Origin of the sequence: Burkholderia sp. Se-20373, assembly GCF_017104705.1 — a bacterium.
Classification (GTDB): Bacteria; Pseudomonadota; Gammaproteobacteria; order Burkholderiales; family Burkholderiaceae; genus Burkholderia.
The window spans coordinates 1-20,239 of record NZ_JAAGPH010000138.1 but is presented as its reverse complement, the minus strand read 5'-3'; the positions used below and the strand labels follow the sequence as shown (position 1 = coordinate 20,239).

Genomic DNA, 20,239 nt, shown 5'->3' with positions numbered 1-20,239 from the left:
CGCACCGCCGCGCGGCGCGGTCGGTGCCGCGTGCACGCGCTCGATGCGGCGCGCGGCCGACACGGCCACCGCCGAGAACAGCACGCACGCGAACGCGAGCGCGAACCACGCGGGCTGCCAGCCATGGTCGCCGTGTGAGAGCGTCGCCGGCACGAGCAGTGACGATGCGACGATGCCCCACCCGGTGCCGCCGTAGTAAAGACCGAGCAGCAGCCCCGCATCGCGGGGCGACGCCGATGCGAGCCGCGCGGCCAGCACGCCGCCGCTGATGAAGATCAGCGCGCTGCCGACGCCGGTCGCGAGCCGCTGCACGAGCAGCGCATGCATGCCGGACGTGAGCCCACATGCCGCCATCAACAGCGCGGTCAGCACGCATCCGGCCGCCAGCAGCGAGCCGGCTCTCCAGCGCCGCGACAGCAACGGAAACGCGAGCGCGCCGACCAGATAGCCGGCCGCGTTCGCCGTGTTCAGCGCGCCGGCCTGCGCGAACGTCCAGCCGAGATCGGCCTTCATCGGCGGCAGCAGCAGCGCATACGAAAAGCGCGCGAGGCCGAGCGCGATCGCGCTGCCGAACGACAGGCAGATCGCGAGCCGCCACGCGGCAATGCGATCGGGGTCACGTTCCGGGAAGGGGCTGGTCGCGCCAGTGTCCGGCCGCGACGGGCCGGCCTGCTCCGGTTGCGGCGCTGCGCGCATCGCATGTCTCCTTGGTCGTTCGAAGCCACGGCAAGTCATGACGGCGGAACCGGTGTTCCACACGCGCCAATCCCGACTGTCGAGGCTTCCGATATTGTCGAACGATCATACTTGAGCCGTCGCGGGCCGGCATGCGTTGGCGGCAGGAACCCGGCCGCGGCAGCCGGATCGTCCATGCATCGCCCGCCGCCAGCCATCGCGAGAGCACGTCGGCCGCCCGCCCGTGCTACCCCCGCAATCCCGCCATGAAGGCCGTGAACAACGCGCGTCCCTCGGGCCATTCCGCCAGTCCCGCTTCCGTATTCAGATGGCCGCGCGGGCCGAGCAGCAACGGCGTCGCACCGCGCTCGCGTGCCCATGCCATGCCGCGCCCGGCCGGGTCGTATCCGTCATCCGAACTGGCGATCGCCAGCACCGGCAAGCCGCCGAAATCGCCCTGCGGCACATGCGCGAACGCACGGGCCGCAGCCGGAAAACGCGGGCCGCCCGGGTCCGGCACCGCCACGAGCCACGCACCGCGCACGACGCGCGTCGACGCCGCCCGCCAGTGCGCGAACAGCAGGCACCCCAGCGAATGACAGATCAGCACCGGCGGCGTCGCGGCTTGCGCAACGGCTTGATCGAGCGCCGCCATCCAGTCGCGCAGGTCCGGCGCATCCCATGACGCAGGCGCCATGCGCACGGCGCCCGGCAGCGCGGCCTCCCAGTGGCTCTGCCAATGATCCGGTCCCGAGTTGCCGATCCCCGGCACGATCACGATCGTCTGGTCCATCTCCGTCTCCATGAATAAACGAGCTCGCAGTCTGGCCTGCCCGAAACCGGCCGGGAATGGCAAATCATCGGATATTGAGACAATATGCCGATGAATTAACGGAGCGGGAAAGCGGACATGTCGAACGGAGAGCTCGATCGCCTGGATCTGTCGATCCTCGAGGCGCTGCAGGAAAATGCGCGGATGCCGCTGTCAGAAGTGGGGCGCCGTATCGGCCTGTCGCAGCCGGCTACGTCGGAGCGCGTCAAGCGGCTGGAAGAGCGCGGCATCATCGCGGGCTACGGTGCACGGATCGACCCGGCCGCGCTGGGGCTGGGGATGATGGCCATCATCCGGTTGAAGACCACGCACGAACACATCAAGCCCGCGCTGCGCGCGTTCGCGGAGATGCCGCACGTCATCGAGGTCCACCGGATGACCGGCGAGGATTGCTTCCTGCTGAAGGTCCTGGTGCCGACACCGGGACAACTGGAAACCATCATCGATACGATTGCCCGCTTCGGCGCGGTCACGACGTCACTGGTGCTGCGGTCCGAGCCGGCCAAGCCGCTCGGCAAGGCGCTGCTCGGTTGACACGGGCAGCGGGCCGCTGATGCGCCGTCGATGACCGACGGCACGTTCGCGCGCAGGCACGGTCGCGGCGAACGCCATCGATCACGACGATCGCGTCGATTGAATTCCCGATGAAAAAGCGCCGAAGGCAATGCAATTCCTAGGATTCCGGTCATTGAAAAAATGACGTCGAATCCGCCATTCTCTTTATCCGTGTTTTACGTCACGCGCCCCGCCAATCCCCCGTGTTTAGCACGCCTCGGCTAAAAACCTTGCAACGCATTGCATTCGTAAATTCATCAGACTAATATCAACGCCACTCGCCGCGCATTCACGAAATGCGTGATGAGGAGTGGCAACTTTTTAGCCGCGCTTTCATGTTGAATCACTCATGTTCACCACAGGAGAATTGACATGCAGGACACCCAGCAGATCGAATTGCTTGACTGGATGCAGGAAGACACGCACCCCGAGGCCGTCGACATGATGGTCGAGGACGCCGTGGTGCCGTTCGGCACCGCGCTCTGGCCGGTCTGAGCGGGCCACCCGTTCTCGCGGAAGGGCCTCGGCCCTTCCGCCGCTTCCGGAGACATGCATGCTGAACCTGCATCGCGCGCTGGGCTTCCACCCCGCGCTGCGCGACAAGCTGGCGCGCGGCGAGTCGGGACAACTGCTGGTCGGCCATGACACCCGCAACCGCGACATCGCATTGCGCGCGTTTTCCGCCCTGCCCGATTCGCTCGACGCGACCACCCTCTGCCTCGAAAGCACCCCACCCGCCGATATCGCCGCCGCGCTCGATCGCGCCGATCTGTTCGTGCTGCTGTACGACTCGTCGTGCCTGCCGACGCCGTCGCCGAGCGGGCCGCCGTTCCTCGCCGCGATCCGCCCCGCGATCGTCGAGCACTGGAGCAAGTCGGTGCTGTTCAAGGATTACGGCCCGCATCTCGACGAGGCATTCGCCGAATCGCTCGACGACATCGCGGCACGCAACGGCCGGCTGATCGACGCGGCCGCATGCGCATCGCAGATCCGCTTCATCGACGAAGCCGGCAACACGCTGACGGGCTCGCTCGCGCCGGACCAGAAATGGACGAGCGTGGACGGCATGGGCAACCTCGACGTCGTGCCCGGCGAGATCGCGACGCACGTCACCGATCTCAACGGCTCGGTCGTCTTCAGCGGCACGTTTCTCGGCACCGTGCCGTTCGCGATCAAGTACAAGGTGGCCGAGCAGCTGGCCACGCTGCGCGTCGAGAACAGTACGATCGTCGGGTTCGACACGGACAACGAAGGTTTCCGGCGCGACTTCTCGACCTATCTCGACCGGCATCCGAATCACCGGCGGATCGAGGAATTCGGCATCGGCACGAACCTCGGGATTCGCGGGCTGTACGGCCGCAACGCGGGGTTCGAGGAACGCCATCCGGGCCTGCACCTCGGGCTCGGCGGCGGCGAAAACGGCAGCCACCATCTCGACCTGATCTTCGCGCGCGGCACGCTCGCGCTCGACGACCGGATCGTGTTCGACGGCGCGTTCGCCGTCTGACGAAGCGGCTGCGTGCTCAGGCTTCGGCGGCCGCCGGGTCGCCGAGCCACTTGAACATCACGAGGCTGTCGACGAAGCCGAGCCGCGCGTGGCGATACGCACGCGGCAGCCGGCCGACGATTTCAAACCCCAGCTTCTGCCACAGCGCGACCGCCACTTCGTTGGTCGACACCACCGAGTTGAACTGCATCGCGAGGAAACCGCGCTCGCGTGCGACCTGCTGCGAATGCTCGCACATCAGGCGCGCGACGCCGCGGCCGCGCGCGGCCTCGCTCACCATGTAGCCGCAGTTGCTCACGTGATTGCCGGGGCCGCCCGCGTTCGCCTTCAGGTAGTACGAGCCCAGGACCACGCCGTCCTCTTCGGCGATCCACGTGCACAGCGGCGCATCGATCCACAGTGCGCGCGCCGCTTCCTGTGTCGGCGCCGCATCGAATGCATAGGTTTCCTGAGCGGCGACGATCGCGCGATAAGTCGGCCAGAAGCGCGGGAAATCGTCGTCGGTCATCGGGCGAATCGTGATCATGCGGAGTCTCTCGTGATGGGAATGTCGGCAGGCATGCCGGCGATCGTACCGTGATTCAGGAACGGCTGCCGTCCCGCTGCGCCGCGCTGCGATACGCGCCCGGCGGCATGCCGTACCAGCGCTTGAACGCCTGCGAGAAACTCGACAGGTCGCTGAAGCCGAGCCGCTCCGCGACTTCCGCGAGCGACAGGCGCGCGTCGCCGAGCAGCGTCTCGGCCATCGCGCCACGCGCCTGCGCAAGCAGTGCGCGGAACGTCGTGCCCTCCTCCTGCAGCCGGCGCTTGAGCGTGCGCGGGCTCGTGTTCATCAGCCGCGCCATGTCCTCGAGCGAGAACGGCGCGGGGCCGGGTGTCGCGCTCAGGTACTGGCGCACCATCTCCGACGTGCCCACGCGCGCACGCCGCGCTTCGAGCAACTGGCCGCACATCTGCTCGCACATCGACACCGTCAGCGGATTCGCGTGCGGCAGCAGCCGGTCGAGAAACGCGCGGTCGAAAGCGAGGCTGTTCGCACGCGCCGAGAACACGGGCTCGATGCCGGCGATGCGCGGCACCGGCATGGCCGGCGTGCGCGCTGCCTGCACCGTGAAGCGCGACAACGCGAATGTGTCGTCGCCGATTTCCTGCAGCAGCACGGCCGCGGCCGTCATGTCGCGCTCGACGAGAAACCGGCTCAGCGCGCCATCGAGTTCCGGCGCGCCGAAATTGAGCACGCACGTGCCGCCTTCCTCGCGGTACGTGATCACCGTGAACGCGTAGGTGAGCGGCAGGAAGCGCAGCGCCAGCGCGAGCGCGTCGCGTGCGGTCGCGCTCGCGATCAGCCCGTAGCCCCACACCCCGTACGCGGAGAAGTGATAGCGCTGGCCGACCTCGAACCCGAGGCCCGGCGCGCGCTCGAGCGCGCGCAGTAGGTTGCCGGTCAGCCGCAGTTCCTGCGCGGCCGTCACCTCGACCTTCGGATCGTCGAGCTGCGCGTCCGCGAGGCCCGTGCCGGCCAGCAGCGTCGTGTGCGGCACGCCGCGTTCGTCGCCAAAATCGACCAGCAGCCGGGCGCTGGCCGGACTCCGGGTGAAATCCCAGAAACTCATGCGGAGAAACCCTCGAAGCGCCGATTTGGCCCAAATACTAAAACAATTGTCCCGAAGCAGCATTGGTGTTTTCCCATGCGGCCAGCACCATCGGCGTCATCCAGTCGTCGTCCGAACGACGCCACCGCCCTCCGGAGGAGACACCATGCGACCGAGTCGCCCGACCGATCCCGCAGCCCGCTTCGCATGCAGGCGCGACGAATTTGCCGCACGCGCCCCCGCCCCGCCGCTCGCGTCCCGCCCGCCGCAAGCCGGCCGCCCGTGCACGCTGCCGCGCCCCGCTTGATCCATCGACCATCAGAGGACGAATCCATGAGCAAGACTTTCGACTACATCGTCGTGGGCGGCGGTTCGGGCGGCAGCGTCGTCGCCGGGCGGCTGACCGAGGACCCGGCCGTGACCGTCTGCGTGCTCGAGGCCGGCGGCCGCGGCGACGGCACGCTCGTCAACGTGCCGACCGGCGCGGTCGCGATGATGCCGACCCGCATCAACAACTGGGCCTTCGACACGGTGCCGCAGCCGGGCCTCGGCGGGCGCATCGGCTACCAGCCGCGCGGCAAGGTGCTGGGCGGGTCGTCGGCGATCAACGCGATGGTCTATATCCGCGGTCATCGCGTCGACTACGACGGCTGGGCCGCGCTCGGCAACGAAGGCTGGCGCTACGACGACGTGCTGCCGTACTTCCGCCTGAGCGAGCACAACGAGCGCTTCGACGATGCGTGGCACGGCCGCGACGGCCCGCTGTGGGTGAGCGACCTGCGCACCGGCAACCCGTTCCATGCGCGCTACCTCGAAGCCGCGCGGCAGGCCGGCCTGCCGCTCACCGACGATTTCAACGGCGCGCAGCAGGAAGGCATCGGCCTCTATCAGGTCACGCAGAAGCACGGCGAACGGTGGAGCGCCGCGCGCGCATACCTGCTGCCGCACGTCGGCCGCCGCGACAACCTGACGGTCGAGACGCACGCGCAGGTGCTGCGCATCCTGTTCGACGGCACGCGCGCGATCGGCGTCGAGGTGCGGCAGCATGGCGAGGTCCGCACGCTGCGCGCGCGGCGTGAAGTCGTGCTAGCGGCCGGCGCGCTGCAAACGCCGCAGTTGCTGATGCTGTCGGGCGTCGGCCCGGGCCGCGAACTCCAGCAACAGGGCATCGCCGTGCACGCCGACCTGCCCGGCGTCGGCCGCAACCTGCAGGATCATCCGGACTTCATCTTCGGCTACCGCACGCGCAGCGTCGACACGATGGGCGTGTCCGTGGGCGGCGGCCTGCGCATGCTGCGCGAGCTGGCGCGCTTTCGCCGCGAACGGCGCGGGATGCTGACGTCGAATTTCGCGGAAGGCGGCGGCTTCCTGAAGACGCGCGCCGAGCTCGACGCGCCGGACATCCAGCTTCACTTCGTCGTCGCGCTCGTCGACGATCACGCGCGCAAGCTGCACGCCGGTCACGGGCTGTCGTGCCACGTGTGCCTGCTGCGGCCGCGCAGCCGCGGCTCGGTCACGCTGAACAGCGCCGATCCGCTCGCGGCGCCGCGCATCGATCCCGCGTTCTTCGACGATCCGCGCGATCTCGACGACATGGTCGCGGGCTTTCGCCTCACACGACGGCTGATGGAAGCGCCGGCACTCGCCGGCTGGACCACGCGCGACCTGTTCACCGCGAACGTCGACACTGACGACGAAATCCGCGACGTGCTGCGGCGCCGCACCGACACCGTGTATCACCCGGTCGGCACGTGCCGGATGGGGCACGACGCGCTCGCCGTCGTCGATCCGCAACTGCGCGTGCGCGGCCTGCAGGGGCTGCGCATCGTCGATGCGTCGGTGATGCCGACACTCATCGGCGGCAATACCAACGCGCCGACGATCATGATCGCCGAGAAGGCCGTCGACCTGATTCGCGGCGTGTGCCGCACGTCCGCACAACCGCAACGCGAAACCGTCAGGATGACGACGGATCTCGACACAGTTCCTGCCGCGTGTACCGCGCACGGTGCCATCCAGCCCGAGGAAGCCCGCCATGTTGTCGCCTGATACCGCTCGCACCGCCGAACCCGCCGCACCGCTCGCGGCGATCATCATCGGCGCCGGCTTCGCCGGCATCGGCATGGCGATCGCGCTGCAACGTGCCGGCATCCGCGATTTCGCGATCGTCGAACGCTCGCACGACGTCGGCGGCGTGTGGCGCGACAACCGCTACCCGGGCGCCGCCTGCGACGTGCCCTCGCACCTGTACTCGTTCTCGTTCGAGCCCAATCCGGCGTGGTCGCGCGTGTTCGCGCCGCAGCCCGAAATCCATGCGTACCTGCAGCATTGCGCGCGCAAGTACGGCCTCGCACGCTACCTGCGTTTCGGCGCCGAAGTCGCGCACGCCCGCTACGACGAAACCGCCGCGCTGTGGCGCGTCACACTCGCCGACGGCACGACGCTCAGCGCCGCCGTGCTCGTCAGCGGCACCGGGCAGCTCAGCCGCCCCGCGATGCCCGACCTGCCCGGCATCGACACGTTTCGCGGCCGCGCGTTCCACTCCGCGCACTGGGATCACGACTATTCGCTCGCCGGCAAACGCGTGGCGGTCGTCGGCACCGGCGCGTCGGCGATCCAGTTCGTCCCGGCGATCGCGGGCGACGTGAAGCAGCTGGTCGTATTCCAGCGTTCGCCGGCCTATGTGATGCCGCGCCCCGACCGCGCGTACCGCCCGTGGGAGAAGGCGCTGTTCCGCCGGTTGCCGTGGGCGATGAAGCTGCATCGCGCATCGATCTACCTGCGTTACGAATCGCGCGCGATCGCGTTCACGCGTCTGCACAAGCTGATGAAGGTCGCGGTCGGCCGGCCGTTCCACACACTGCTTGCACGCGACGTGCCGGACCCCGCGCTGCGTGCGCGGCTCACGCCCGACTACCCGATCGGCTGCAAGCGCATCCTGCTGTCGAGCGACTACCTTGCCGCGATGAGCCGCGACAACGTCGAGCTCGTCACGCAGCGGATCCGGCGCGTGACGGAGGACGGCATCGAGACCGTCGACGGCGTGCACCATCCGGTCGATGCGATCATCTACGGCACCGGGTTCGCGGCGACCGCGTTCCTGTCGCCGATGCGCATCACGGGCCGCGACGGGCTCGACCTGAACGATGCATGGCGGCGTGGTGCGCAGGCGTATCTCGGGCTCACCGTGCCCGGCTTTCCGAACTTCTTCATGCTGTACGGCCCGAACACCAACCTCGGCCACAACTCGATCGTCTATATGCTCGAAAGCCAGATCGCGCACGTGATGCGCTGCCTGCGCACGATGCGGCGCGACGGTGCGCGCGAGATCGACGTCGATGCGCGCCGCTACCGGCGCTTCAACGTGCATGTGCAGCAGCGGCTCGAAGGCTCGGTGTGGAACAGCTGCAAGAGCTGGTACGTCGATGCGTCGGGTCACAACAGCACGAACTGGCCGGGCTTCACGCTGACCTACCGGTGGATCACGCGCTTCACCGGGATGTCCGCCTACCGCTTCACGCATCCGCTGCCGGAGTCGGCCGCAGCGGCGCGCGACGTGGTGGTCGCGCCGCCCGCCGGCCGGCTGGAGGCACTCACCGCCGCATCGCTGCGCGGCTTCCTGCGCGTCGCGTTCCGGCCGCTGATCGGGCCGCCGTTCGGCGCGCGCATGCAGCGATGCGTGGTCGCACTGCTGTCGCCGCTGATGCCGGGCACGAGCGGCACGCTGCGCTACCGCACGTCCGCGCATCGCGTGCCGGTTGAAGTGGTCGCGCCGAAACGCGGTGACACGGGCGGCGCAATCCTCTATCTGCACGGCGGCGCATTCTGCCTCGGCGGGCCGCACACGCATCGCGGCGTGACGACGCGGCTCGCGAACGAGGCCGCCCTGCCGGTGTGGGTGCCCGATTACCGGCTGGCCCCCGAGCATCCGAGCCCGGCCGCGCTCGACGATGCGTTGGCGGTCTACGACGCGATGCGTGCGCAGGGCCATGCGCCGCGCCGGATCGTGATCGCCGGCGATTCGGCCGGCGGCGCGCTGGCGCTGGCACTGGCCATCGCGCTACGCGAGCGCGGCGAACCGGCCGCCGCCGCGCTGCTGCTGATCTCGCCGGTGACCGATCCCGCGCTCGGCGGCGAGACGCTGGCTTCGCGCCGTCATGACGATCCGATGATCCGTCGCGGCTGGCTCGAACAAGGGCTGTGCTGGTATCACGGCGCCGGTTCGGTGGCGGCGCGCGGGCCGCTCGACACCGACCTGCGCGGCCTGCCGCCGATGCTCGTCCAGGCCGGCGACCAGGAGGTGCTGCTGTCGGATGCGCAGCGGCTGGCCCGTCATGCGCGGGCCTGCGGCGTGCCGTGCCGGCTGGAGGTTCATGCGGCGCGCTGGCATGTGTTTCATCTGCAGGCGTTTTACCTGCGGTCGGCGCGGGATGCGTTGCGGACGCTGGCGGGGTTTGCGGCGGAACGGGTGGCGACGACGGCGTGACGACGAAGCAGTCACGCGCCGCGATCGGGGCCGTGGTTCGCGGCCGCCCCGATCGGGTGCGCGATGCATGCGCCGTCAGCGAACCCGCTTGCCACGAAGCGACGTCGTCTTGCAAAAACCGGCCGTTTATTTTTTTCCGTCGCAGGCGGCCGTCATGATCTTCCGCAAGCCCCGGCGCGCCGCCGGGGTTCCCCACCCTCGCGGAGACATCATGAAAAGAAGGCACACCCTCAACACGCTGGCACTGCTCTGTTGCGTCAGCATCCAGTGCGCGACGTCGGCGTTCGCCGACGAGCCGAAGAAGGTGGCGTTCGTCGACACCGGCAACACCGGGCGCAGCGTGATGGCCGAAGCGATCGCCGGCCAGTTGATCGCGCAGCGCCACGCGCACATCGCGGTGATTTCACGTGCGGTCGACGAAGATCCGTATGACGAAAAGCCCGAGGAAAACGGCGTGATCCTGATGAAGCGCCGTGGCATCGACACGTCCGCGCACCGTTCGGTGCAGTTGAACGCCAACGACATCAAGCACTCCGACGTGATCCTGACGATGACCGACAAACACAAGGAGAAGGTGCTCGCGCTCTATCCGTCGGCCGCCGGCAAGGTGTTCACGCTCGCCGAGTATGCGTCCGGGAAGCACGTCGACGTGCCCGACGCGTGGGGCAAGCCGATCGATTTCTACGAATCGGTGACCACGCAGCTCGACACGTACATCCCGGCTGCGCTCGACAAGGTCGCGACGGCCGCGTCGGCGAAGCAGTAATGTCAGGAGGCCTGCCGGCTCGCGAGGCGCGACGCGCCGGCACCGGCAGGTCCGCAGCTCACACACTTCCTCCTTTCCCCTCGCCTTGTAACTTATAAGCTACAATTGCGACCAAGGTCGAACTGGACAGGAGGTAAGCATGAAGCGGGTCAAATCTGCGGTATCGCACCACGACGCGGAAGTCGCCGAACTCGGCGCCGACCGCGAACTCGCGGTGGCCTATCTGCGCGTCGCGATGGAGTCGCTCGACGATCCCGACAACCGCGCGGCCGGCCTGCTCGCGCTGCGTACGGTCGCGGAAGCGTACGGCGGGCTCGGCGCCGTCGCGGCCGAAGCCGGCATCAGCCGCGAATCGCTGTATCGCACGCTCTCGCCAAACGGCAACCCGACACTGAAAACCCTGCTCGCGGTGCTCAAGACCGTCGGCCTGCGCCTGTCCGTCGTCCCTGCACAGCCGGCGCACGCGTAAGCGGCACACCGCCCGCTCACGGCCGAACCATCCACACCAGCAGCATCTCCGTCGGCGCGTTCGTCATCCCCGCCGGCGGATGCTCGATCGCCGGCTCGACCGACAGCGCCTTCGCGATCGTCGCCGCATCGTCGATCGTCGTCGTGCGCACGATCGTCATCAGTCGCGCCGGCCGGTGCAGCGTCTCGCGATACAGCGCGCCGTACCAAAGCGGCCGCATGCCGAGCGCGTCCTGCAGCACGTACGGATAACGCCACAGCCGCAGCACGAGGCGGCTGGCCGGCTGCCCCGGATCGACGCGCACGAACACGCGGCGCGTGCTTTCCCCGTGCGTGTAGCGCGGCAGCACCGGCAGCGCATCGGCCGGCGCCTGCGGCAGCAGCCAGCGCAGCGCGGTGGCCGGCGACCACGGCGTCGCGCGCTGCCAGCCCGCCTGCGCGAGATGCCGGTCGAGCGTATCCGACGTCGCGCTCCATTGCAGCGGCAGATATTCCTCGCGGTCGCCGCCGATCTCGGTGCGCCGCACCGGCACGCGCTGCCACCCGCCGCGCAGCCACTGGTCGACGGTCATCGCGACCACGTCGCCGACATGCGGGCGCGCCGCGCGGTCGAGCTGCCATTGCGCGGGAACCGTCCATACACCGGCCGTCGCGAGCACCACCGTCACCGCGACGAGCGCGCCCCTCGGCTGCACGTGCTCGCGCACGCGCCAGTACGCATAAGCGCCGGCCAGCAACGCGAACCAGGCGAGCCCGAGACTCCAGCCGCCCAGCAGGCCCGACAGCCACGTGTCGCCCACATACAGCCGCGCGAAGCCGCCGAGCACGATCCACAACACCACCGCCGTCACGACCGGAATCCGCCACCGCGCGGGCCGGTCGCGCGCGAGCACCCAGCCGAGGCCGCTGCTCGCGAGAATCGCGAATGCTGCTTCGGCATCGGGCAGCGGCACGTGCGGCGCACCGGGCGGCAGGCTCGCGGGCGTCGCGCCGGGTAGGCCCGCGCCGAACACCGGCCCGAGCACGACGGCGACGCCAACCGTCGCGAGCCACCACACGGCCGTCAGCCAGCAGCGATGGATCATCAGCCAGACGAGAAACGCGGCCGCGACGATCAGCCCCGTATCGTGCCCGTGCAGCACGGCAAGCGCGCGCATCGTGGCGTCCACCGGCGGCGTGCGCAGGTTCTGCAGGAACGCATACAGCGCGATGTCCGCGTGCATCAGCGGATCGTTCGCGACGACATCCTGCACGAGGCCCGCGAACAGCCACACGCAGCCGATGAACAGCAGCGCGAGCACGGGCACCGCGCCGGGCAGGCCGCGCACGTAAGCGATCGCGTCGTGCAGCCGCGCACCGAACCGCGGCCAGCGGCGCGCGCACGCGTGCACGCCTTCGACGAGCGCACGGCGCAACAGCGGCCAGCCGCGCCGCAACGCGACCCGCACGCCGATCCACACGAGCGCGACGAGCGCCGCGACGACCAGCAGGATCACGGCGACCCGCACGCTGATCGCCGCGGCCAGCGCGGCCGACGCGCCGAACAGGATGCCCGGCGCGACGTGCACGGGCGCCCAGATGAGCGCCGAGACGACGTTGACCGGATAGAACGACCGGCGCGGCAGCGTCGCGCAGCCGACCACGACCGGCACGACCGCGCGCACCGGCGCAAGAAAACGCGCGAGCACGATGCTCTTCATGCCATGGCGCAGCACGAACTCCTCGCCGCGCGCGAAGGCGGCCGCGTAGCCGAAGCGCGCCCAGGCGTTGCGGATCACGCCGCGATAATGCCGCCCGAGTTCATAGCTGATCCCGTCGCCGATCACGGCGCCGGCGGCCGCGACACCGATGGTCGTCCAGGCGTCGAGCGCGCCCGCGCCGATCAGCGCACCGGCCGCGAACATCACGGCGCCGGCCGGCACGACCGTGCCGATCAGCGCGATCGCCTCGGCGCAGGCCGCCATGAACACGATCGCGAGCACGAGCAGCGGATGTGCGCCGATCGCGCCGATCCACGCGTGGATCGTGCCGCTCATCGCACGCGCCTCGGCGGAGCGCCCCGGCGTGCGAACACCGGGCCGGTGGTGGCAGCGTGAAGGTTCATCGGGCGGTGCGCGCGGTCGCGCCGGCGGGGCGGGTCAATCGAACTCGTGCTGCCGCGCGTCGGCCTCGAGCGGCGCGTCGTGGTAGCCGACCGTCGCGATCTCCTGCAGATAGCGCGCGAGAAACGCGCCGATCGAGCCGGCAGCCTCGTACTGATGCACGTGGCGGAATTCGTGGGTCAGCAGGCGGCGCGTGTCCTGCCCGCGCAGCACGTACACCGCATGGCCGAGCGTGAGCCCGATCGTCCCCGGCGCCAGGAGCCCCGTGTCGCGGGCGATCGCGGCCAGCGACGGCACCTCGGGGAACGGCATGCGGTCGACGATCACCACGCGGATCCGCTCCGGCTGTGCGACGCCCACCGTGCGCGCGTCGTCGGCCTGCCCGGGCGTCAGCGGCGCCCCCTGCGCGATCCCGCGCGCCGCCTCGGCTTCCGCCCATGCAACGGCAGCGGGCAGTGCGGACGGCAGGATATCGGCAAGATCGATCATCGCGGGGCTCCTCGGGGAGTGGTAGTGGCATCGGGCACCAGTTTAGTCCCGAATCGGGAGGGTTCGCGGGGTGGTTCGCAACGTGCCGCGCCGCCTCTTCACCGTCTCAATAATAACCAGGGAATACCCTGATTCCTGCCTGCTCCGATGCGTACTTTCTCCCTGGGATTGTTTCGTTTCAGTACACATTCCACGTTCGGCTATCTCGAAAATTTCCCGGATGTGTATCGTTTTCGGATTCGGCGGAATATATTGATCAGAAGAACAGCCGCGGCGAACACCGGACAACAGTGCGCGGCGTCATCCCGAAGAGGATCGCTAGATGATCAGGGTAATTCTGGCTGACGATCACGCAGTCATGCGGGACGGACTGCGTTACATCCTGGAAACGGCCGGCGGTTTCGAAATCGTCGGCGAGGCAAGCGACGGCTCGGCCACGCTTGCGCTGGTCGAGCGCGGCGCCGCCGACGTGCTGCTGCTCGACCTGTCGATGCCCGCGCCGACCGGCATCGAGCTGATCCGGCTGGTGAAACGCCACGCGCCGTCGCTGCGCACGCTGGTGCTGACGATGCATGCGGAGGCGCAGTACGCGGCGCGCGCGTTCAAGGCCGGCGCGACCGGCTACCTGACGAAGGACAGCGCGACCGCCGAGCTCGTCGAGGCGGTCGGCAAGGTGGCCGCAGGTGGCGTCTACGTGAGCCCGTCGGCGGCCGAGAGCCTCGCGCTCACGCTGCGCACCCCGGCCGCGACACTGCCGCACGAACGGCTGTCCGCGCGCGAGTTCGACGTGATGCGCCGCATCGTCGCGGGCCAGACCGTCACGCAGATCGCGACCGAACTCGCGCTCAGCGCAAAGACGGTCAGCACCTACAAGACCCGGATCCTCGAGAAGATGGAACTGCCGCACGAAGCCGCGCTGGTCCGCTACGCGGTGCGCCACGAACTCGACCCGGGCGGCGACGCATGACCGCCGCCTTCCGCGCCCCGCCCTCGCCCTCGCCCGCGGACGACGACGACCCGGACGCGTCGCACCTGTTCATGTCGTCGCTGCCGCCGGGCCGGCGCGAACGGCGGCTCGCGCTGGCGACCGTACTCATCTCCGCCGTGATCTTCGCCGCGCTTGCACCGTTTGCGGGCAGGCCGCTTGCGCCGGGCTGGGCGTTCATTCCCGTGTACCAGTCGGCGATCGTCGTCAACGACATGGTGACGGCCGGCCTGCTGCTCGGCCAGTACGCGATCCTGCGCCAGCGGCCGCTGCTCGTGCTCGCGGGCGGCTACCTGTTCACGGGTTTCATGGCCGGCACCCACATGCTGACCTTTCCCGGGCTGTTCGCACCGACCGGCCTGCTCGGCGGCGGCGACCAGACCACCGCCTGGCTGTACCTGTTCTGGCACGGCGGCTTTCCGCTGGCGGTCGCCGCGTACGCGCTGCTGCGCGCGAAGCCGCGTGCGCCGGGGCCGATCCCGGCCCCGCAGCGCCGCGCGGCGATTCCCGTCGGGCTGTGCATCGCGGCCGCGATCGGCGCGACGGTCGCGCTCGCGCTGCTCACGACGGCCGGCCACGACCTGCTGCCGCGCATCATGAACGGCAACCGGATGGCCGCGACGATGACGAACGCGATCACCATCGTCTGGGGGCTGAACCTGGTCGCGCTGATGCTGATGTGGCAGCGGCGGCGGCGCCATTCCGTGCTCGACCTGTGGGTGATGACGGTGCTCGTCGCGTGGCTGTTCGACATCGCGCTGTCGTCGATGCTGAATCACGGGCGCTACGACCTCGGCTTCTACGCGGGACGCGCGTACGGCCTCGTCGCGTCCGGCGTCGTGCTGTTCGCGATGCTGTTCGAGAACGGCCGGCTGCATGCGCAGACGGTGCGCGCGCTGGCCGGCGCGCGCTACCAGCATCTGCTCGTCGTGCAGAAGAGCGCGCAGCTGAACGACGCGAACGAACGGCTCGAACAACGCGTCGCCGCGCGCACCGCGCAACTGAGCGCGTCGAACCGCGACCTGCGGCGCGAAGTCGAGGACCGCGTGCGGGCCGAGCGGGCGCTGCAGGCGTCGCGCGAGGAGCTGCGCGAGATTGCCGCGATCAGCGCGAGCGCACGCGAAGCCGAGCAGCGCCGCATCGCACGCGAGCTGCACGACGAGCTCGCGCAGACGCTCGCGACGCTGAAGAACGATCTCGAATGGCTCCTCGACCGCGTGCCGCAGGACGATGCGCATCTGGCGCGCAAGATCGCGGCGATGCACGCGCTGGCGCGCGGCGCGGTGGCCGCGACGCGCCGCATCGCATCGGACCTGCGCCCGCTGATGCTCGACGATCTCGGCTTCGCCGCGGCGATGCAGTGGCTCGTGGAGGACTTCCGGCACCGGCACGGCATCGAGTGCACGCTGCATGTCGAGCCGCCCGAGCTGCAGCTCGACGAGCCTTACGCGACGGCGGTGTTCCGCATCGCGCAGGAAGCGCTCGCGAACGTCGCGCGGCACGCGGCCGCGTCGCATGCGAACGTCGAACTCGTGCATGCGAACCATGCGATCGAGCTGACGATTCGCGACGACGGCGCGGGGTTCGATCCCGGCGTGCCGCGCAAGTCGGGATCGTTCGGGCTGGTGGGGTTACGCGAGCGCGCGTATCTCGTCGGCGGCACGCTGCGGATCGCGACGACGCTCGGCGAAGGGACAACGGTCGAGGTGGAGATTCCGCTGGCGCCTGCGCAGGTGAGGGTCGCGCATGGTGGGGTTGGGGCGCCGCGCGGGTAGAGACTCAGTGAAGGCGGTGGTGCGGACGGGTGCCGCGATGATGCCCCGCCGCTGGCCGGTCAGTGGTAGTCGTCTTCACGTTGATGACGGACAGCGAGGATCGTGACCTGCTCCGCACTTTCGATCTCGAACAGCAGGACATAGCCTGACGTGCCAAAGGACACGATCAGTTCCCGCAGAAACGGATTGCCCTCGTCGATTTTGCGACACGTGAATGGGAACAGTCTCAGCATGGCGACGCCCCGTTCGATCGCCTCCAGCGCCCGCGCAGCGGCATCTACATCGCGTTCGAGCAGATATCGATACAACCGCACCAGATCTTCACGTGCCGCGCGCGTATAGCGAACCGGGTAGCTCAATCAGCCGCCTTCGCTGCGCGAGCGGCGTTCAGCATGCTCTCGAGTTCGCTCTGCACCTCCGCCGCATCGACATATTCGCCGGTACGCCGCGCCTCGTCGCGAGACGCCAGACCGCGTGCGACAAACTCGTGCTGCAGGCGTCGACGCGCAATGCCATCGCGCAACGCCGACTCCATGAACGCGGACAGCGTCTCGTTTTCCGCCAGGACAGACTCCGCCTCTTCGCGCAATTTCGGATCGACCCGCAGTGCAGGCATCGTGGCTGTTTTCATTGCACACTCCATGCATTACATATGTAATGCATGGTACCACGCTGACCTCCTTGCGAACAGTCGGCCATTTGGATGGTCGGCTTACGAAGTTGTTTTCGCCCCATTTTCAAATCCCCGCGCGCAACGCCCGGTGACAGCATCGGCGTGGCGCTACAATCCTTCGCCATCACCGTCCCGCGTCCCTCGCGCGCCAATGCGCCAGCCAAACGCATCCCCCTCCACCAAGATGAAAACGCTCCGCAACTACCTACTCGCCTTCTGCGCGGTCGCAGGCGGCTGGCTGGCCGTATCGCTGCTGTGCTGGCCCATCCTGCTCGCACTGCAAGCGCTGACGACGACCGTATTCATCCCGCATCCGGCCGGCAGCTACATCGGGCTCGGGTTCGTATCGACCGCACGGCTCCTGGATTTTCCGACGAGCTTCGTCGGCGCGTTTTCGGTGCCGTTCATGAACATGCCGCTCGGGTTCATCGCGATCGCGTGGTGGTTCGCCGCGTGGTTGATCGTACCGTCCGCCTACCGGCACTACCGCGCCAAGCCGCGCGGCCGCGCGTCACGAGCGGTCGTGTGGCGCGCAGTGCGCCAGGGGCTGGTCACGACCGCCGTGCTGCTCCTCGTCGCGATACCGTTCCTGCGGCGCTACGAGATCGCCACACCCGATCACCTCTATGTCCGACACCTGTTCGACTGGCACGAGCGCGCATATCCGCTCGCGTCGCTGAAGGAGATCCACGTGGACGATCCCGACACCAGCCGGATCATCACGTGGAACTTCATCTTCGACGGCGACGACTTCACGACGACCGCCCCCGACATCCACGCGCTCAAGTACCTGCTGTCGAACACGCACGCGACCGCCAACTTCACGTTCGTCGGGAACGAGTTGATGAAGCGATAACGCCGCGCCCCCTCACGCGCGCGCCGCCACCATCCCCCGCTCCGAGCGCGTCCACGCGACCAGCGCGCCGATCCCGAGCAGCGCGAGACACACGATCGGTACGATCATCGGGCCGAACGCCGTGCCCGTCACCTTGCCGGCAAACGGCATCAGGTTCTGGCTGAAGAAGCCGCCGAGGTTGCCGATCGAGTTGATCGCCGCGACGCTCGCCGCCGCCCGGGCACCGGTGAAGTAGCGCGGCGGCATCGACCAGAAGCACGGATACAGCAGCGGGATGCATGCGCCACCGAGCACCAGCGCGATGAAGCGCAGCGGCGTCGACGGCAGCACGAGGCTCAGCAGGAAGCCGAGCGCGCCAAGCGCCGCGACGATCGCGATCGTGCGCAGGATGCTCTTCGCGCGGCGCAGCTTTCCCGGCAGCCACACCAGCAGCAACACGGCGAGCGCCCACGGCAGCATGCTTAGGAAGCCGTTCGTGGTGCTCGACACGCCGAACGATTTCACGAGCGTCGGCAGCCAGTACGTCACGCCGTACAGCGACGTCGACATCAGCATGTAGGTGGCCGCGAACAGCATCACGCGCGGATCGAGCAGCGCCTTCCACGGCTGGCCGTGCTCGGCCTGCGCGGGCTTCTCGCGTTCGAGCGCGGCCTCGACGATCTGCTTCTCGCGGTCGTCGAGGAAACGCGCGTCGCGCACCGACGCGGGCAGCACGCGGAACACGACGACCGCGACGATCACCGCCGGGATGCCCGTCGCCACGAACACCCACTGCCAGCCCGCGAGCCCCCACACGCCGTTCAGGCTCAGCAGCACGCCGCCGACCAGCGAGCCGAGCATGTTCGCGAGCGCGCTGCCGAGCGTGAAGATGCCGAGCACCTTCGCGCGGTAGCTCTGCGGGAACCACAGCGTCAGGTAGTAGATCACGCCCGGATAGAAACCGGCCTCGGCGATGCCGAGCACGAAGCGCAGCGCGCAGAACGCGGGCATCGACGTCGTGAAGCCCATCAGCACCGTGATGAGCCCCCACGTCAGCATGATCCGCGCGAGCCACACGCGCGCACCGTAGCGATGCAGCGCGAGCGTGCTCGGCACCTCGAACAGCAGGTAGCCGATGAAGAACAGCGACGACGCGAGCCCGAACGCGGCCTCCGTCATCCCGAGGCTGTGCACCATCTGCAGCTTCGCGAAGCCGACGTTCTGGCGGTCGATGAACGCGATCAGGAACATCACGACGAGGATGGGCAGCAGGCGCCGCGCCATCTTCGACATGATGCGCTGCTCTTCGGCGGACGCGGGGTCCAGGGTTTCGGTGGCGTTCACTTGAGGCTCCTTGCGTGAAACGGTTGCATAGCGGTTGAATCGGCGCTGCGCGCGACAAGCGCACGGGCACGAGGTATTTCGATGAAAGGGCGCGGCGGCATCAACCCGATCGATAGTCGTCGAGCATCGGCGCGAACATCTCGTGCCACGCCCGCGGCTTCGCCTTGATCGTGCCGGCCAGGTACAGGAATTCGACGTAGTCCATCAGCTGGTTCGGCAGCACCGAGAAGCGCGTGTCCGGCGCAGCTAGCATCTGGATCACGTCGTCGTGCGACACGCCGACGCCCGACGACGCCGCATAGAGCGCGGCCGCCGCGCGCGGATCCTGCGCGATCAGGCGGTTCGCCTCGTCGAGCGCGCCGAGAAACGCGCTGGCCAGCGCCGGCTCCGTATCGACGAGCCGCTTCGGTGCGAACACGACGTCGAGCGTCAGCGGGCCGAGCACGTCGACCGAATTCACGACGCGGTGGATACCCGGCTGCCGCAGCTCGAGCGTCGAGAACGGCGGCGACGTGAAGTGCGCGGTGACGCCGTTCTCGCGGCGGATCAGCGCCTGCATCGCCTGCGGATGCGGCAGGTTCACGGTGATCGAATCGAGCTGCGCGAAATGCTTCGGGCCGAGCTGCCGGCTCGCGACCATCTGCAGCACGACCGCCGACAACGACGTGCGGATGCCCGGCACCGCGATCCGGTCGGCCAGCGTGAAGTCGCGCAGCGACACGAGGCCCGGCCGGTTCGCGTTCAGCGACAGCGACGTGGTCGACAGCCCGCTGATGCCGATCACCTCGACGTTCGGAATGCCGCGCGCCCGTGCCCACAGCTCGATGAAACCCGGCGCGCCGGCCCCTGCGAAATCGAGCGTGCCGGCCATCATCGCGTCGTTGACGGAATTGCCGCCGTCGAGCAGCACCCAGTCGACCGCGACGTCGCGCACGCCGTGGCGTGCCGCGTGCCGCTCGAACAGCCGCTGCTTCTCCATCACGAGCAGCGGCAGGTACAGCACGCCATAGCCTTTGGAAATCCGCACTGTGCGCGGCTTCGCGCGCACGAGCGCAGGCGCGGCGAGCACGCCGAGGCCGGCGGCGATCAACGCGCGGCGGCGCGGCGACGTCGTCATGCGCCGGCCTTCCCTGCACGCGCGGCACGAGCGGCAAG

20 protein-coding genes are annotated in these 20,239 nt (G+C 68.8%); 10 read left to right on the top strand and 10 right to left on the bottom strand.

Annotation, left to right across the window (positions count from 1 at the left end; translation table 11 throughout):
• Both G3N96_RS31070 and G3N96_RS31065 read right to left on the bottom strand, forming a co-directional pair.
• Nucleotides 1-696, bottom strand: a 696-nt coding sequence (locus G3N96_RS31070; RefSeq protein WP_206139560.1) for a YbfB/YjiJ family MFS transporter, incomplete at its 3' end; no start/stop codon positions are given.
• Nucleotides 697-922: 226 nt separating this feature from the next.
• The gene (locus G3N96_RS31065; protein WP_206139559.1) at nt 923-1,468 is read right to left on the bottom strand and encodes an alpha/beta hydrolase; all 546 of its coding nucleotides are present in this window, start codon (nt 1,466-1,468) and stop codon (nt 923-925) included.
• Between the two features lie 117 nt (nt 1,469-1,585).
• On the opposite strand from G3N96_RS31065, the gene G3N96_RS31060 reads away from it, so the two are divergent.
• The 3 genes from G3N96_RS31060 (at nt 1,586) to G3N96_RS31055 (ending at nt 3,569) form a co-directional block, all read left to right on the top strand.
• Nucleotides 1,586-2,041 carry an Lrp/AsnC family transcriptional regulator gene (locus G3N96_RS31060; RefSeq protein WP_206139558.1) on the top strand — a complete coding sequence of 152 codons (456 nt, stop codon included), beginning with the start codon at nt 1,586-1,588 and terminating at the stop codon, nt 2,039-2,041.
• A 393-nt stretch (nt 2,042-2,434) separates the two neighbouring features.
• Complete coding sequence (locus G3N96_RS39770) at nt 2,435-2,557, top strand: hypothetical protein (protein WP_006766865.1); 123 nt, start codon at nt 2,435-2,437, stop codon at nt 2,555-2,557.
• A gap of 58 nt (nt 2,558-2,615) precedes the next feature.
• On the top strand, nt 2,616-3,569 hold the full coding sequence (locus G3N96_RS31055; RefSeq protein WP_206139557.1) for a leucyl aminopeptidase: 954 nt from the start codon (nt 2,616-2,618) through the stop codon (nt 3,567-3,569).
• A gap of 16 nt (nt 3,570-3,585) precedes the next feature.
• Here G3N96_RS31055 and G3N96_RS31050 read toward each other — a convergent pair whose 3' ends face one another.
• Nucleotides 3,586-4,095, bottom strand: a complete 510-nt coding sequence (locus G3N96_RS31050; RefSeq protein WP_206139556.1) for an N-acetyltransferase — start codon at nt 4,093-4,095, stop codon at nt 3,586-3,588.
• 55 nt (nt 4,096-4,150) lie between these two features.
• The gene (locus G3N96_RS31045) at nt 4,151-5,182 is read right to left on the bottom strand and encodes an AraC family transcriptional regulator (RefSeq protein ID WP_206139555.1); all 1,032 of its coding nucleotides are present in this window, start codon (nt 5,180-5,182) and stop codon (nt 4,151-4,153) included.
• 312 nt (nt 5,183-5,494) lie between these two features.
• Here G3N96_RS31045 and G3N96_RS31040 point away from each other — a divergent pair, with 312 nt between their 5' ends.
• The 4 genes from G3N96_RS31040 (at nt 5,495) to G3N96_RS31025 (ending at nt 10,882) form a co-directional block, all read left to right on the top strand.
• Entirely contained in the window at nt 5,495-7,210 is a 1,716-nt protein-coding gene (locus G3N96_RS31040) for a GMC family oxidoreductase N-terminal domain-containing protein (protein ID WP_206139554.1), read from the top strand.
• A complete protein-coding gene (locus G3N96_RS31035) occupies nt 7,197-9,647 on the top strand; it encodes an alpha/beta hydrolase fold domain-containing protein (RefSeq protein WP_206139553.1) in 2,451 nt (816 codons plus the stop codon). The genes G3N96_RS31040 and G3N96_RS31035 overlap by 14 nt, the downstream gene beginning before the upstream one ends.
• 211 nt (nt 9,648-9,858) lie before the next feature.
• The gene (locus G3N96_RS31030) at nt 9,859-10,413 is read left to right on the top strand and encodes a protein tyrosine phosphatase (protein WP_206139552.1); all 555 of its coding nucleotides are present in this window, start codon (nt 9,859-9,861) and stop codon (nt 10,411-10,413) included.
• A gap of 139 nt (nt 10,414-10,552) precedes the next feature.
• On the top strand, nt 10,553-10,882 hold the full coding sequence (locus G3N96_RS31025) for a transcriptional regulator (RefSeq protein ID WP_206139551.1): 330 nt from the start codon (nt 10,553-10,555) through the stop codon (nt 10,880-10,882).
• Nucleotides 10,883-10,898: 16 nt separating this feature from the next.
• Here G3N96_RS31025 and G3N96_RS31020 read toward each other — a convergent pair whose 3' ends face one another.
• Together G3N96_RS31020 and G3N96_RS31015 are read right to left on the bottom strand one after the other, a co-directional pair.
• Nucleotides 10,899-12,917, bottom strand: a complete 2,019-nt coding sequence (locus G3N96_RS31020) for an LssY C-terminal domain-containing protein (protein WP_206139550.1) — start codon at nt 12,915-12,917, stop codon at nt 10,899-10,901.
• A 102-nt stretch (nt 12,918-13,019) separates the two neighbouring features.
• Nucleotides 13,020-13,472, bottom strand: a complete 453-nt coding sequence (locus G3N96_RS31015; RefSeq protein WP_039354559.1) for a hypothetical protein — start codon at nt 13,470-13,472, stop codon at nt 13,020-13,022.
• Nucleotides 13,473-13,794: 322 nt separating this feature from the next.
• Here G3N96_RS31015 and G3N96_RS31010 point away from each other — a divergent pair, with 322 nt between their 5' ends.
• Both G3N96_RS31010 and G3N96_RS31005 read left to right on the top strand, forming a co-directional pair.
• On the top strand, nt 13,795-14,439 hold the full coding sequence (locus G3N96_RS31010) for a response regulator transcription factor (RefSeq protein ID WP_124576083.1): 645 nt from the start codon (nt 13,795-13,797) through the stop codon (nt 14,437-14,439).
• Nucleotides 14,436-16,232 carry a sensor histidine kinase gene (locus tag G3N96_RS31005; RefSeq protein ID WP_206139549.1) on the top strand — a complete coding sequence of 599 codons (1,797 nt, stop codon included), beginning with the start codon at nt 14,436-14,438 and terminating at the stop codon, nt 16,230-16,232. Before G3N96_RS31010 ends, G3N96_RS31005 begins: the two co-directional genes overlap by 4 nt.
• Nucleotides 16,233-16,291: 59 nt before the next feature.
• On the opposite strand, the gene G3N96_RS31000 is transcribed toward G3N96_RS31005, so the two are convergent.
• Together G3N96_RS31000 and G3N96_RS30995 are read right to left on the bottom strand one after the other, a co-directional pair.
• Complete coding sequence (locus tag G3N96_RS31000; RefSeq protein WP_089463119.1) at nt 16,292-16,591, bottom strand: type II toxin-antitoxin system RelE/ParE family toxin; 300 nt, start codon at nt 16,589-16,591, stop codon at nt 16,292-16,294.
• A complete protein-coding gene (locus G3N96_RS30995) occupies nt 16,588-16,863 on the bottom strand; it encodes a YlcI/YnfO family protein (RefSeq protein ID WP_089463120.1) in 276 nt (91 codons plus the stop codon). The genes G3N96_RS31000 and G3N96_RS30995 overlap by 4 nt, the downstream gene beginning before the upstream one ends.
• 226 nt (nt 16,864-17,089) lie before the next feature.
• On the opposite strand from G3N96_RS30995, the gene G3N96_RS30990 reads away from it, so the two are divergent.
• Complete coding sequence (locus G3N96_RS30990) at nt 17,090-17,761, top strand: hypothetical protein (RefSeq protein ID WP_206139548.1); 672 nt, start codon at nt 17,090-17,092, stop codon at nt 17,759-17,761.
• A 12-nt stretch (nt 17,762-17,773) separates the two neighbouring features.
• Here the strand turns inward: G3N96_RS30990 and G3N96_RS30985 are convergent, their stop codons facing one another.
• Entirely contained in the window at nt 17,774-19,084 is a 1,311-nt protein-coding gene (locus G3N96_RS30985) for an MFS transporter (protein ID WP_124576081.1), read from the bottom strand.
• Nucleotides 19,085-19,184: 100 nt separating this feature from the next.
• The gene (locus tag G3N96_RS30980) at nt 19,185-20,201 is read right to left on the bottom strand and encodes an ABC transporter substrate-binding protein (protein WP_206139561.1); all 1,017 of its coding nucleotides are present in this window, start codon (nt 20,199-20,201) and stop codon (nt 19,185-19,187) included.
• Between the last annotated feature and the right edge of the window lie 38 nt (nt 20,202-20,239).

Excerpts from the sequence above, each read along its gene's own strand:
- G3N96_RS30990 (WP_206139548.1), top strand. The coding sequence starts at position 17,090 with ATGAAAACGCTCCGCAACTACCTACTCGCCTTCTGCGCGGTCGCAGGC.
- G3N96_RS31020 (WP_206139550.1), bottom strand. The coding sequence starts at position 12,917 with ATGAGCGGCACGATCCACGCGTGGATCGGCGCGATCGGCGCACATCCG.
- G3N96_RS31015 (WP_039354559.1), bottom strand. The coding sequence starts at position 13,472 with ATGATCGATCTTGCCGATATCCTGCCGTCCGCACTGCCCGCTGCCGTT.
- G3N96_RS30980 (WP_206139561.1), bottom strand. The coding sequence starts at position 20,201 with ATGACGACGTCGCCGCGCCGCCGCGCGTTGATCGCCGCCGGCCTCGGC.
- G3N96_RS31050 (WP_206139556.1), bottom strand. The coding sequence starts at position 4,095 with ATGATCACGATTCGCCCGATGACCGACGACGATTTCCCGCGCTTCTGG.
- G3N96_RS31030 (WP_206139552.1), top strand. The coding sequence starts at position 9,859 with ATGAAAAGAAGGCACACCCTCAACACGCTGGCACTGCTCTGTTGCGTC.
- G3N96_RS31040 (WP_206139554.1), top strand. The coding sequence starts at position 5,495 with ATGAGCAAGACTTTCGACTACATCGTCGTGGGCGGCGGTTCGGGCGGC.
- G3N96_RS31025 (WP_206139551.1), top strand. The coding sequence starts at position 10,553 with ATGAAGCGGGTCAAATCTGCGGTATCGCACCACGACGCGGAAGTCGCC.
- G3N96_RS31065 (WP_206139559.1), bottom strand. The coding sequence starts at position 1,468 with ATGGACCAGACGATCGTGATCGTGCCGGGGATCGGCAACTCGGGACCG.
- G3N96_RS31060 (WP_206139558.1), top strand. The coding sequence starts at position 1,586 with ATGTCGAACGGAGAGCTCGATCGCCTGGATCTGTCGATCCTCGAGGCG.
- G3N96_RS31055 (WP_206139557.1), top strand. The coding sequence starts at position 2,616 with ATGCTGAACCTGCATCGCGCGCTGGGCTTCCACCCCGCGCTGCGCGAC.
- G3N96_RS31035 (WP_206139553.1), top strand. The coding sequence starts at position 7,197 with ATGTTGTCGCCTGATACCGCTCGCACCGCCGAACCCGCCGCACCGCTC.
- G3N96_RS31005 (WP_206139549.1), top strand. The coding sequence starts at position 14,436 with ATGACCGCCGCCTTCCGCGCCCCGCCCTCGCCCTCGCCCGCGGACGAC.
- G3N96_RS39770 (WP_006766865.1), top strand. The coding sequence starts at position 2,435 with ATGCAGGACACCCAGCAGATCGAATTGCTTGACTGGATGCAGGAAGAC.
- G3N96_RS31045 (WP_206139555.1), bottom strand. The coding sequence starts at position 5,182 with ATGAGTTTCTGGGATTTCACCCGGAGTCCGGCCAGCGCCCGGCTGCTG.
- G3N96_RS31010 (WP_124576083.1), top strand. The coding sequence starts at position 13,795 with ATGATCAGGGTAATTCTGGCTGACGATCACGCAGTCATGCGGGACGGA.
- G3N96_RS30995 (WP_089463120.1), bottom strand. The coding sequence starts at position 16,863 with ATGAAAACAGCCACGATGCCTGCACTGCGGGTCGATCCGAAATTGCGC.